This is a genomic window from Rhodococcus sp. Leaf225 (assembly GCF_001426145.1).
GTDB lineage: Bacteria > Actinomycetota > Actinomycetes > Mycobacteriales > Mycobacteriaceae > Rhodococcoides.
Map to the genome: position 1 here is coordinate 386,911 of NZ_LMRN01000025.1, position 12,016 is coordinate 398,926.

Genomic DNA, 12,016 nt, shown 5'->3' on the forward strand with positions numbered 1-12,016 from the left:
AGCGTGACTCACCATATGCACACATTCGCATGTATGGTCTCGATCATGGGAGCGGGGCACGGACATGCGCACACACCGGCGGCAGGTGAGGCCGGCACCGGGCGTCTGCGACGCATGGGGATCGCGTGGTTCGTGCTCGTCGCGTTCTTCGCCCTCGAGCTGACCGTCGGCCTCATCATCAATTCGCTGGGCCTGCTCGCCGATGCCGGGCACATGCTCACCGACATCATCGGCATGTCGATGGGCCTCGTCGCGCTCACGATGGCCCGGCGCGGATCGAATTCTGCCGCACGGACATTCGGGTGGCACCGGGCCGAGGTGCTCACCGCTGTCGCCAACGCGGTGCTGCTGCTCGGAGTCGCGGTCTTCATCTTCGTCGAGGCGATCCGCCGCATCGGGGACCAGCCGGACATCCCGGGCCTCGCGATGGTGCTGACGGCCGCCGCGGGACTCGTCGCCAACATCGTCGTCATGCTGCTCATCCGCGCCGACGCGAAGGACTCCATCGCGGTACGCGGGGCCTATCTCGAGGTGCTCGCGGACACCGTGGGCAGCGTCGGGGTGCTCGTCGCCGGTGTGCTGCTCCTGGCGTTCGACTGGACGTGGGCGGACATCGTCGTGGGTATCGCCATCTCGCTATGGGTGGTGCCGCGGGCACTCTCGCTCGCCGGCCAGTCGTTGCGCATCCTCACGCAGGCCAGCCCGTCGTCGGTGGACATCGGTGCGCTCGAGGCCGATCTGCGGGCGCTGCCCGGAGTCGTCGACGTCCACGACCTGCACGTCTGGACCCTCACCACCGGCATGGACGTCGCCACGGTGCACATCACGTCGGACGGTTCCGGATCGGTGATGCTGGCCCGCGGGAAGGAAGTGCTCTCGGCCTACGGCCTGGACCACGCCACCGTGCAGGTCGAGCCCGCGGTGCACGGTGCCACCTGCCGCGACGAGCTCACCTGGTAGCAGGCCGGTCGGGATGGTGACAGGCATCGGAACACCTGTGCGACCATGACACGGCAGGTCAGTACCTGCGACGTGCTGGCGAGGGGAATCCGGTGAGAATCCGGAACGGTCGCGCCACTGTGAGCGGGCTTCGTCGTCCGTGAGTCAGATCGCCGATCCGGCACGTGAGACTCGAATCGGACGCGCAATCTGAGGAGTTCCACTCGTGCACATCGCCGAGGGTTTTCTGCCACCCGTTCACGCGGCAGTCTGGACGTGCGCCGCGGCGCCGTTCGTCGTTCACGGCGCTCGCGCCGTCGTCCTCCAGGTCCGGGAGAACCCCCGCAGCCGTCTGCTGCTGGGTGCTGCCGGTGCCTTCACCTTCGTTCTCTCCGCCATCAAGCTGCCGTCCGTCACGGGCAGCTCGAGTCATCCCACCGGAACTGGGCTGGGCGCGGTGTTGTTCAAGCCGCCGGTCATGGCGTTCCTGGGCACGGTGGTGTTGCTCTTCCAGGCGTTGCTGCTCGCGCACGGCGGCCTGACGACGCTGGGCGCCAACGCGTTCTCCATGGCGATCGTCGGCCCGTGGGTGGGGTACGCCGCGTTCCGTCTCACCGGCCGGCTGGGCGGCGGTCTGTCGCTGTCGGTGTTCTTCGCGATGATGCTGGCCGACCTGTCGACGTACTGCACGACGTCGGTGCAGATAGCGCTCGCGTTCCCGGATCCGCAGAGCGGCGTACTCGGAGCCGTCACCAAGTTCCTGTCCATCTTCGCTGTCACCCAGATTCCGCTCGCCATCGCGGAGGGCCTGCTGGGTGTGCTGGTGTTCCGCGTCCTGCGGACCGTGGCGACGCCGGAGCTGCGGGACCTCGGAGTGCTCCGCCGCGAGAAGGGTGCCGTCGATGCGTAGGAACGCCGTGATCAACCTGCTGCTCGTCCTCGGGATCGTCCTCATCGTCGGCGCCGCGCTGATGCTCGACGCGGGACGCAGCGGCGACGAGGAGCGGTTCGTCGGTACCGATTCGGCCGCCACGTCGCAGATCGAAGAGGACCACCCGGACTACGTGCCGTGGTTCGAGTCGGTGTTCTCGCCGACGTCGGGCGAGGTGGAGTCGGGTCTCTTCGCGCTGCAGGCCGCGCTGGGTGGGCTCGTCCTCGGGTACGTGCTGGCGGCGCTGCGCGGTCGGCGCAAGCTCGACGCGCTCCGCACCGAACTCGAACGGACGTAGGTGCAGGGTCTCGCGGTCGACGACGCGGCCTGGGCCAGTCCGTGGCGCACGCGCGCGGTGGGGGACAAGGCGGCACTGTCGCTGGGTCTCGTGCTGTGCGCGCTGCTGCTCCCGCCGTGGCCCGGCGCGCTGATCGTCACGGTGGTCGCGCTCGGTGCGGCCGTCGGGGCTGCCCGCACACCGCTCCGGCCGGTGCTGCGTGCGCTCACCGCGCCCGCAGCCTTCATCGCCCTCGGCGCCGTCTCCGTCGCCGTCACGGTGACCGCCACGCCGGACTGGAGTGTCGGGGTCACGGCCGACAGCGCGCGACGAGCGCTGGAGGTGTCCGGTCACGCGATCGCCGGGACGTCGGCCGTGCTCCTGCTGGCCGTCACGACACCGATGATCGACATCCTGACCGGGTTGCGACGGCTGCGGGTACCGCAGGCATGCATCGACGTCGCCGCCGTGATGTACCGCTTCCTGTTCGTGCTGCTGTCGTCGGTACGCACCATCCGCCAGTCGCAGACCGCCCGCCTCGGCTACTCGTCGCCGCGCCGGTCGCTGCATTCCGCGGGTCTGCTGACGGCCGCCGTGCTGATCAAGTCGTGGGACAGGGCCTCGCGGCTCGAGGCGGGGCTGGCGGGTCGCGAGTTCGGCGACGCGGTCTCGGCGGATCCGGTCGACCGGCAGCGCAGTTCGCCGAGCTTTCTGGTGACCGTCGTGGCGGTGCTGGGAGCCGTGGTGGCGCTGTCCCTGCTGGGACATCGCGCATGAGCCACCGCACGCTCACCGCCCGCGACCTCGAGGTGCGGTATCAGGGCGGGCCGCCGGTGCTGGCCGGCGCGAGCCTGAGCGTTCCCGCCGCGGCGAGGGTGGCGCTCCTGGGCGCCAACGGCTCGGGCAAGACGACCCTGCTGCGGTGCCTGTCCGGAGCGATCGTTCCCGACGGCGGCCGGGTGGAGATCGACGACGTCGCACTGCGCCACAGCCGGTCGGGCCTGCGGGCACATCGCCAGGAAGTGCAACTGGTGCTGCAGGATCCGGACGATCAGTTGTTCTCGGTCGACGTGTACCGAGACGTCGCCTACGGTCCGGTGAACCTCGGCCTGGGGCCCGACGAGGTGCGCGAGCGCACAGAGGCGGCGCTCGAGGTGATGGGCATCGACCATCTGCGGTCCCGGCCGACGCACCAGCTGTCCTACGGTGAGCGCAAGCGCGTCGCGACGGCCGGCGCCGTGGCCATGCGGCCGTGCATCCTGTTGCTCGACGAACCGACGGCCGGGCTCGATCCGCAGGGCGTCGACGAGATGTTCGCCGCGCTGCACCGCCTGGAGAATCACCACACGACCGTGGTGCTGTCGACACACGACGTGGCACTGGCGCTGGAGTGGTCGCACTCGGTCGCCGTGGTCGTGGACGGCGCTGTGGTGCAGGGGGATCCGGTGACGTTGCTGTCGGACATCGACCTGCTGGGACGGGCCAGGTTGCGGACACCGTGGCCGTTGGCGCTCGCGGCGGACCTCGTCCGGGACGGAATGCTCGAACCGGGATCGCGACCACGGGACGCCGAAGAACTACGAAAGATGCTGAGCAGCAGTATCAGTCGGCGCTAACGTACGAGCAACCACTGCTTGTCGTGGCGGTAGATGGTGGACCGGGTGGTCTCGCGGGGGATGTCGATGCCGTCCTTCGTCAGACGCGCCGCGGTGGCTCCGAGTTGCATCGCCCGGCCGGTGATCCAGCGGCGGCGGAACAGTCCGCGCTTGCCCTGCACCCGAGCTCGGAGTCCCGGCATCTCGAGCGTCGGGGTGACCTCGATTCCCGGCACCTCACCGGAGAAGAGCTTGGTGTCGTCGACGTAGGCCTCGCCGACGAGGTGGCCCGACGGCCCCGAGACGGTGGCGAGTCCGACGACGGCCGATCCGGCGTCGTCACGGATGAGGGGAGTGGGGGAGGCGGTGCCGGACAGCGCGACCTTGGCGGCGCGCGATCCGGTGCCGACGCGGAAGAGGTGGCTGGCCTCGCTGGCGGTCTCGGCGACGTAGGCGAGCTCGATGTCGAGTCGGTCGCGCCGCATCAACCGGGTGAGGACGGCGGCGAGCGAGGCGTCGGTGCCGAGCACGATCAGCCGGGGGTCGTGCACCGCGTCGAGTTCGGAGAGCAGGGCGTCGCACTCCTCCTTCGACGGCACCTCGGGTACCGCGGTGAGCGGTAGCGAGGACAGCGCGATGGGCAGTAAGGGCCTGCCGCACTGCAAGACGAACGGAGTCACGCGAATTCCTTCTCAGCCGGACGGGTCTGCCCCACCCTAATCAGGACACGGTCGTCGTGGACCCCGGGAAGGCGCTTGCCCGGTCTCGATTTCGCGTCGCTTTGACCGTGCCGCCGCGACAGAAGACCAGGCAGTACGGTGTGCGGTCGGCTGTGAGCGGCACGTGTCGTCTCGGGCGGTACACTGTGTCACCGGTCATGGTCGGTGCGCGTTCCGCACGTCACGAAGTGCGTTCCGACACGTGCCACAGCCCGGGATGGTCCGGCTGTCCACCCGAGTGATGGAGCAACACATGCCGGCAATCGTCCTCATCGGCGCCCAGTGGGGCGACGAGGGCAAGGGCAAGGCCACGGATCTGTTCGGCGAGCGACTGCAGTGGGTGGTGCGCTACCAGGGTGGCAACAACGCCGGCCACACCGTGGTGCTGCCGAACGGCGACAAGTTCGCGCTTCACCTCATCCCGTCGGGCATCCTCTCGCCCGGTGTGAACAACGTGATCGGCAACGGCGTCGTCGTGGATCCAGGTGTGCTGCTCACCGAACTCGACGGCCTCGAGAAGCGCGACGTGGACACGTCGAAACTGCTGCTCAGCGCCGATGCGCACCTGATCATGCCGTACCACGTGGCCATCGACAAGGTCACCGAACGCTTCCTCGGTGCCCGCAAGATCGGCACCACCGGACGCGGCATCGGCCCGTGCTACCAGGACAAGATCGCCCGTGTCGGAGTGCGCGCGGCGGATGTCCTCGACGAGAAGATCCTGACCCAGAAGGTCGAGGCCGCACTGGAATTCAAGAACCAGGTGCTCGCCAAGATCTACAACCGCCGCGCGCTCGAGTCGGAGAAGGTGGTGGAGGAGGTGCTCGGCCAGGCCGAGGGCTTCAAGCACCGCATCGCCGACACCCGGCTCGCGTTGAACCAGGCGCTCGAGCGCGGCGAGACGGTGCTGCTCGAGGGTTCGCAGGGCACGCTCCTCGACGTCGATCACGGCACCTATCCGTTCGTCACGTCGTCCAACCCGACGGCGGGCGGCGCGGCCGTGGGTTCGGGCGTCGGCCCGGGTCGGATCACCACCGTCCTCGGCATCCTGAAGGCGTACACCACGCGCGTCGGCTCCGGCCCGTTCCCGACGGAGCTGTTCGACGAGTCGGGCGAGTACCTGGCCAAGCAGGGCGGCGAGGTGGGTGTCACCACAGGCCGCGCCCGGCGCACCGGCTGGTTCGACGCCGTCATCGCGCGGTACGCCACGCGCGTCAACGGCATCACCGACTACTTCCTCACCAAGCTCGACGTACTGTCCTCGCTCGACACCATCCCGATCTGCGTCGCGTACGACGTGGACGGCGTGCGTCACGACGACATGCCGATGACGCAGACCGGGTTCCATCACGCGAAGCCGATCTACGAGGAGATGCCCGGGTGGTGGGAGGACATCTCGGGGGCGCGGACCTTCGAGGAGTTGCCCGTCAACGCCCAGAGGTACGTGCTGCGTCTCGAGGAGCTCTCGGGGTCGTACATGTCGTACATCGGCGTCGGTCCGGGCCGTGACCAGACCATCGTGCGGCGCGACATCCTGTCCTGACACGGTCGAGATATCACAAATGGCGTGACGATAACGCCAGGATGGCTCATACTGTGGCTCAGGTTCGCTATGAGGTGGAACAACACGGATCCCCCTCTCAGCGAGAGCAGGTCAGTGGAGGACCGCTATGGACAGCACCTACGTCGGGCTCGAGGTCTTCCAGTGCCAGTTCGAGCGTTTCAGCTTCGAGCACTCGTGGATCGGTGACCGTGTCGGTGAGCTGATGCTGGGGCCGCGCGGCGGCGGCATGCTCGAGTTCCAGCACGCCACGGTCTTCGCGCTCCCCGAGGGCGGCGCGCACGAGGTGCACGGCGACATCCTCGCCTGGTATCTCGCGCACGGCGGCCCGAGTGGATCGCTCGGCTACCCGCTCACCGATGAGAAGCGCACTCCGACGGGCCACGGCCGCTACAACGTGTTCGAGAACGGCACCGTCGGATGGCTCCCGGGTACCGGGGCATTCCTCATGGGATCCGTCCGCACCGCCTGAACTGGACTGCACCCCGGTGTCCACCGAGGTGGATACTGGACCTCATGGTGACTCGCGTGATCGGTGCGTCGACTCTGTCGCGGGACCTCGGGCACTGGCGGCCGTCGGGGCGGCACCGGCCGGTCTACCGGGCACTCGCCGACGGGATCCGGCTCCTGGTGCACGACGGCCGCATCCCCCTGGGCGTCGCCCTGCCCAGTGAGCGCGATCTGGCGGGAGCCCTGTCGCTGTCCCGCACCACCGTCACCAACACGTACGCGGCACTGCGTGACGAGGGGTACCTGTTGAGCAGGCAGGGTTCCCGCAGCACGGTCGCACTGCCGCGGACCGCCCTGGCGGGGCGGCCGGCCCGCGCGGCGGCGTCGGTGATCGATCTGACCCATGCCGCCGTCACCGCCCCGTCCGACGAGGTGACACAGGCGTACGCCGCTGCGCTGGAGGCACTTCCGGCCTACTACACAGGTCACGGTATCGAGCCGGTCGGTCTCGCGACACTGCGGCAGGCCCTGGCTCGCCGGTACGACGAGCGGGGGCTGCCCACGTCGCCGGACCAGATCATGGTGACGTCCGGCGCGCAGCAGGCCTGGCGGCTGCTGCTCGAGGTGCTGGTGTCGCCAGGTGACCGGGTGGTGGTCGATCACCCGACGTATCCCAATGCGCTGGAGGCGATTCGACGAACTGCGGCGCGCGCGGTGCCCGTTCCGTTGAGGCCGCGGGAGTACTCGACCCCTGGATCGGCGCGTTCGTCGAGGCGATGGGACCTCGACGCGATTCGCGACGCGACGGTGCAGACGGGGGCGCGAATGGCGTACGTGCTGCCCGACTTCCACAATCCGACGGGTGCTCTGCTCGATGTCGCCGGCCGCGCGGAACTGGCGTCGAACGCCCGCCGGACCGGCACCACGTTGGTGGTGGACGAGTCGATGGCCGACCTGTGGCTGGACGAGGCGCCGCCCGCTCCGGTCGCGGCGGTGGGGCATCCCGGCACCGTCGTCACCGTGGGGTCCGCGTCGAAGGCGTACTGGGGTGGTCTGCGGGTCGGCTGGATCAGGGCGTCGCCGCCGCTGATCTCTCGCTTGGCGACATCGCGGGCCGCCGTCGACATCGGCACGCCGATCATGGATCAGCTCGCGTGCGCGGCACTGATCGAGCGGCACGAGGAGATCTTGGTTCCCCGCCGCGCGGAACTCCGTGGTAACCGGGATGCGCTGACGGCGGCTCTGGCGCGGCACCTGCCGGACTGGTCGTACGACCCGGCGCCGGGCGGCCTGTCGTTGTGGGTTCAGATGCCTGCCGCGGCGTCCACGGCTCTCGCCGCGATCGCGCCGGCGCACGGGGTGGCGCTGGCGGCGGGGCCGCGGTTCGGGGTGGAGGGGGCGTTCGAGCGCCACGTGCGCCTGCCGTACACGGAGGGTGCCGATCGATTGGAGGCTGCGATCGACCGAATTGCGTTCGCGTACCAATCCCTGAAACCGACCGACGGGGATTATTCTGCCGTCGTGCTGTGACGTGGGGCGGCCGACGGAGAATGGTCGGCCAGTCAGCGGGAGCCGAAGACCTCGTGATCGAGTTCGGCCATGTCCCACTGGAGCTCGGAGCCGAGTTCCTCGTGGTCCGCGCGCGATGCGGCGCGTCCGAGCAGCACTGCGGCACCCGCGGCGACCAGCAGCCACACCACTCCGACGACCACGACGACTATCACGATTCCGTTTGTAGCACCTCGAACTGAAAACATTCTGTGAAACGCGAGACTTGGATCGGTTTCTTACGGAGTAAACCGGAATGAATCTCGATCGGCGCGCTCGGCGGCTGCCCGCTCGCCGATTCGCGTCGGTTTGCGCGGAGGTACTCGTGGGTACAGTCGAACGTATGAGCGATGCGAATGACACCACCAAGACAGGCAATGCGGACGTCGACCAGAGCGCGGAGAAGGATCCGTCCGACTGGGTCACCGGCGACGAGCCGCCCACCGGCCCCCAGTTGAGCTACCTCGAGACGCTGGCCCGCGAGGCCGGCGAAGAGGTGCCGTCGGACCTGACCAAGGCGCAGGCGTCCGAGATGATCGACAAGCTGCAGTCCGAGACGGGCCGCGGAACCAGCTAGACCCCGTCCGTGCCGCGCGCGTCATACTCGGCGCGCGCGGCCGTCACGGTCGGAAGCGTCGATTCGACGAACTCGATGAGGCCGACGAGCCGGGTCGCCGTCTCGCGCCCGAGGTCGGTGAGTGCGTACTCCACCTTCGGCGGAATCTGTTCGAGCACGGTGCGGGTGATCAGCCCGTCACGCTCCAGCCGCTGCAGTGTCTGCGACAGCATCCTCTCGCTGACCCCGTCCACGCGCCGCCGCAGAGCCCCGAACCGGTACGGCCCCTCGTGCAGCGCGGCGAGCGCCAGCAGGCCCCAGCGACTGGTGATGTCCTGCATCGTGTCGCGGGACGAGCAGTGGCGAGAGAACACGTCGGCTTCGAGTGTCGGGTCGGTGTCGGGCACGAGCGCCATCCTACCAGCTGGTCCGTAAGTGATTACGAGGAATGTTGCACTGCACGATTAGTAAGTGCATAGTGGTGCCGACGGCCGAATCGGTCGCAGCGGCACACCCTCTTGGTGCGCCGGACGACGCTCACTCTCCAGGGAGACATGCTCATGACCACGACAGCGGTGACCGGCGCGACCGGACAACTCGGCAGCGCAGTGATTCGATCGCTCCTCGATCACGGGGTCGCCGCGGGCGACATCGTGGCCGTGGTGCGCGACGAGGCCAAGGCCGCCGACCTGGCGGCGCGCGGTGTCGTCGTCCGCGTCGCCGATTACGCGGATCCCGCTGCGTTGCGCGCCGCTCTCGACGGGGTGGACAAGCTCCTGCTCGTGTCGGGTTCCGAGCCCGGGAAGCGAATCCCGCAGCACACCAACGTCATCGAGGCCGCCGAGGCGGCCGGTGTCTCGCTCATCGCATACACCAGTGTGCTGAAGGCGCCGACGAGCGGCATCAGTCTCGCGCCCGAGCACGTCGCCACCGAGGAGCGCCTCGCGTCGTCCTCCGTGCCGTCCGTGCTGCTGCGCAACGGGTGGTACTGGGAGAACTACGCGGCGTCGATCGGCCAGGCACAGCACACCGGCGCCATCATCGGGAGCGGCGGGTCGGGTGTCGTGGCCGGTGCTGCTCGGGCCGACTACGCGGCGGCCGCGGCCGCGGTGCTGATCGCCGACGACCAGGCGGGCGCCGTGTACGAGCTGGGCGGCGAGCGTCTGACGTACGAGGGTCTGGCGGGTGCGATCTCCGAGATCATCGGCGCGCCGGTGGAGTACCAGGATCTGAGCACCGACGAGCACATCGGCGCGCTCGAGGGTGCGGGACTGCCCGCGCCCGTCGCGCAGATGCTGGCGAGCGCCGACGCGGGCATCGCCCGCGGCGACCTCGACACCGAGTCGGGAGATCTGACTCGACTGCTCGAGCGTGAGCCGGTCTCGGCCGTCGACGCGCTGCGCGCCACGCTGAGCTGAGCCGACAGGTCAGGACCCCGGCGCCAGCGCCGCGAACCAGCGCAGCGCGTCGGGGTCGTCGACCGACTCCGGATCGGCCACCGTCGACGGGTCCGCACCCGACAGGATCTTCTTGACCGGGATCTCGAGCTTCTTCCCGGTCCGCGTGTGCGGCACGGCGCGGATCTCGATGATGTCGTCCGGCACGTGACGCGGCGAGGCCTCCCTCCGCAGCGCCGCCGAGATGTGTTCGCGCAGATCGTCGTCGAGCTCCACGTCGTCGGACGTGACGACGAACAGCGGCATCCAGTAGCTGCCGTCCGGGCGTTCGAGACCCACGACGAGACTCTCTGCGATGCCGGGCAGGCGCTCGACCACGCCGTAGATGTCGGCGCTGCCCATGCGCACACCGTTGCGGTTGAGCGTGGCGTCCGATCGTCCGTGGATCACCACGCTGCCCCTGCTGGTCACGGTGATCGAGTCGCCGTGCCGCCAGACGCCGGGGAATGTGGAGAAGTACGCGTCGGCGTAGCGGTCACCGCTCGGGTCCTTCCAGAACCCGACGGGCATGGACGGCATCGGCGCGACGATGACCATCTCACCCGGTTCGTCCACCAGCGGGGTCCCGTCGTCGCTCCACGCCTCCAGAGCGACACCGAGATTCACGGCAGGAATCTCGCCGGGGACCACGGGCACCCCGGTGGGCGCTCCCACGAATCCGCTGACGACGTCCGTGCCGCCCGACACCGGCGCGAGGTGCACCGACCGCCCCACGTGCTCCGCCACCCAGCCGTGCGCCGCGGCGGGGAGGACCGACCCGGTGACCCCGAGAATGCGCAGTGCCGAGAGGTCCTGTGCCCGAGCCGGTTCGACTCCCACACTCTCGCAGTGCAGGAGGTACCCGGGACTGGTGCCGAGCACGGTCACGCGGTGCCGCGCCGCGAGCTCCCACAGTGCGCCGGCGTCCGGATGGCCGGGGCTGCCGTCGTAGCAGACGACGGTCGAGCCCACGAGCAGCCCGGCCAGCAGGTAGTTCCACATCATCCAGCTGGGTGATGTGTACCAGAGGAACACGTCGTCCTCGGTCATGTCCGACTGCAGCGCAGCAGATTTGAGGTGCTCGAGCAGAACACCGCCGTGGCCGTGAACGATGCCCTTGGGGCGCCCGGTGGTGCCGGAGGAGAACAGCACCCACAGTGGGTGGTCGAACGGGACAGGCTCGGGGAGCACCCGTGGGCCACCGCGCCCCTCGTCGAGCAGATCGTCCCATCGGACGGCTCCGGGTACGTCGGTGCCGAGTCGGGAGAAGGCGATCACCGCGCGCAGGGAGGGAATCGAGGCCTGCAGTACCGCCACCTGGTCCCGGCGGTCGCGGTCCACACCGGCGAAGCGGTAGCCGTCGGCGGTCACCAACACCGTCGGTTCGAGCTGTCCGAGCCGGTCCACCGCGGCGGCCGCGGAGTAGTCCTGCCCGCACGAGGTCCAGACGGCGCCGAGTGCGGCGGTGGCGAGGAACGCGACGGCGGCCTCGGTCGTGTTCGGGACGTAACCGGCCACCCGGTCGCCGCTCCGCACGCCGAGGCGGTGCAGCGCGGCGGCGATCGAGGAGATCTGCTCGGCCAGTTCCGCGTACGACGATGTGCGGGTGCCGAGCCCGCCCGGTTCGGTGTCGTCGATGATCGCCACGGACTCGGGTGACCGGTCGCACCACGCCAGTACGCGATCCACGTAGTTCACGCGGGCACCCCGGAACCACTGCCGCCCGCTGAACACGCGGGGGTCCTCCGAGGGGGACAGGACGGACTCGTGACCGGTGAGCGGCACGTCGAAGAAGGTGCTGACGCCGGCCCAGAACTGTTCCGGCTCGTCGACCGACCAGCGATGCAGTGCGCCGTAGTCGGAAGACGAGCGTCCCGTGAACGTGACGACCGAGTCCGAGAACCGGGCGAGAGGGCGGGGGTTCATGAGGACAGTCTGATGAACCCGCTCGGCGAGCCCGGCGCCGTGATCATTCCGTTACCCGCCGTGACCTGATCGTGATGT

Annotated in this window: 14 protein-coding genes and 1 riboswitch; of the genes, 10 read left to right on the top strand and 4 right to left on the bottom strand. The window is 69.2% G+C overall.

The features are described from left to right. Nucleotides 1–45 precede the first annotated feature (45 nt). From ASG69_RS20155 to ASG69_RS20175, 5 genes are all read left to right on the top strand, one after another. Nucleotides 46–960 carry a cation diffusion facilitator family transporter gene (locus ASG69_RS20155; protein ID WP_056444318.1) on the top strand — a complete coding sequence of 305 codons (915 nt, stop codon included), beginning with the start codon at nt 46–48 and terminating at the stop codon, nt 958–960. 57 nt (nt 961–1,017) lie between these two features. Next, nucleotides 1,018–1,164: riboswitch (adenosylcobalamin (AdoCbl) riboswitch) on the top strand. A gap of 1 nt (nt 1,165) precedes the next feature. Then, nucleotides 1,166–1,849, top strand: a complete 684-nt coding sequence (locus tag ASG69_RS20160; protein ID WP_056443683.1) for an energy-coupling factor ABC transporter permease — start codon at nt 1,166–1,168, stop codon at nt 1,847–1,849. Then, nucleotides 1,842–2,168 (top strand): energy-coupling factor ABC transporter substrate-binding protein, encoded by a 327-nt coding sequence (locus ASG69_RS20165; protein WP_056444321.1) that lies wholly within the window; start codon nt 1,842–1,844, stop codon nt 2,166–2,168. The genes ASG69_RS20160 and ASG69_RS20165 overlap by 8 nt, the downstream gene beginning before the upstream one ends. Beyond that, nucleotides 2,169–2,924, top strand: coding sequence for a cobalt ECF transporter T component CbiQ (cbiQ, locus tag ASG69_RS20170; RefSeq protein ID WP_027506408.1), 756 nt, complete (start codon nt 2,169–2,171; stop codon nt 2,922–2,924). Beyond that, a complete protein-coding gene (locus tag ASG69_RS20175) occupies nt 2,921–3,763 on the top strand; it encodes an energy-coupling factor ABC transporter ATP-binding protein (RefSeq protein WP_037186296.1) in 843 nt (280 codons plus the stop codon). The genes cbiQ and ASG69_RS20175 overlap by 4 nt, the downstream gene beginning before the upstream one ends. Here ASG69_RS20175 and ASG69_RS20180 read toward each other — a convergent pair. Further along, nucleotides 3,760–4,422 (bottom strand): hypothetical protein, encoded by a 663-nt coding sequence (locus ASG69_RS20180; RefSeq protein ID WP_235579017.1) that lies wholly within the window; start codon nt 4,420–4,422, stop codon nt 3,760–3,762. The two genes, ASG69_RS20175 and ASG69_RS20180, sit on opposite strands and share 4 nt — an antisense overlap. Nucleotides 4,423–4,714: 292 nt before the next feature. On the opposite strand from ASG69_RS20180, the gene ASG69_RS20185 reads away from it, so the two are divergent. The 3 genes from ASG69_RS20185 (at nt 4,715) to yczR (ending at nt 8,002) form a co-directional block, all read left to right on the top strand. Continuing rightward, the gene (locus ASG69_RS20185) at nt 4,715–6,004 is read left to right on the top strand and encodes an adenylosuccinate synthase (protein ID WP_027506406.1); all 1,290 of its coding nucleotides are present in this window, start codon (nt 4,715–4,717) and stop codon (nt 6,002–6,004) included. Between the two features lie 127 nt (nt 6,005–6,131). Next, nucleotides 6,132–6,494, top strand: a complete 363-nt coding sequence (locus tag ASG69_RS20190) for an LGFP repeat-containing protein (protein WP_056443694.1) — start codon at nt 6,132–6,134, stop codon at nt 6,492–6,494. A 44-nt stretch (nt 6,495–6,538) separates the two neighbouring features. Further along, the gene (yczR, locus tag ASG69_RS20195; RefSeq protein ID WP_056443700.1) at nt 6,539–8,002 is read left to right on the top strand and encodes a MocR-like transcription factor YczR; all 1,464 of its coding nucleotides are present in this window, start codon (nt 6,539–6,541) and stop codon (nt 8,000–8,002) included. Nucleotides 8,003–8,034: 32 nt separating this feature from the next. Here yczR and ASG69_RS22625 read toward each other — a convergent pair whose 3' ends face one another. Next, nucleotides 8,035–8,196 (bottom strand): hypothetical protein, encoded by a 162-nt coding sequence (locus ASG69_RS22625; RefSeq protein WP_155957078.1) that lies wholly within the window; start codon nt 8,194–8,196, stop codon nt 8,035–8,037. A gap of 167 nt (nt 8,197–8,363) precedes the next feature. On the opposite strand from ASG69_RS22625, the gene ASG69_RS20200 reads away from it, so the two are divergent. Further along, nucleotides 8,364–8,597, top strand: a complete 234-nt coding sequence (locus ASG69_RS20200; protein ID WP_027506404.1) for a DUF3072 domain-containing protein — start codon at nt 8,364–8,366, stop codon at nt 8,595–8,597. Here ASG69_RS20200 and ASG69_RS20205 read toward each other — a convergent pair. Then, nucleotides 8,594–8,992, bottom strand: coding sequence for a winged helix-turn-helix transcriptional regulator (locus tag ASG69_RS20205; protein ID WP_197027821.1), 399 nt, complete (start codon nt 8,990–8,992; stop codon nt 8,594–8,596). The two genes, ASG69_RS20200 and ASG69_RS20205, sit on opposite strands and share 4 nt — an antisense overlap. A gap of 144 nt (nt 8,993–9,136) precedes the next feature. Between ASG69_RS20205 and ASG69_RS20210 the strand changes: the two genes are divergently transcribed. Beyond that, nucleotides 9,137–9,994: an NmrA family NAD(P)-binding protein gene (locus ASG69_RS20210; protein WP_197027820.1), complete on the top strand. Its 858-nt coding sequence runs from the start codon at nt 9,137–9,139 to the stop codon at nt 9,992–9,994. A 9-nt stretch (nt 9,995–10,003) separates the two neighbouring features. Here the strand turns inward: ASG69_RS20210 and ASG69_RS20215 are convergent, their stop codons facing one another. Beyond that, nucleotides 10,004–11,938, bottom strand: a complete 1,935-nt coding sequence (locus ASG69_RS20215) for an acetoacetate--CoA ligase (protein ID WP_056443703.1) — start codon at nt 11,936–11,938, stop codon at nt 10,004–10,006. Between the last annotated feature and the right edge of the window lie 78 nt (nt 11,939–12,016).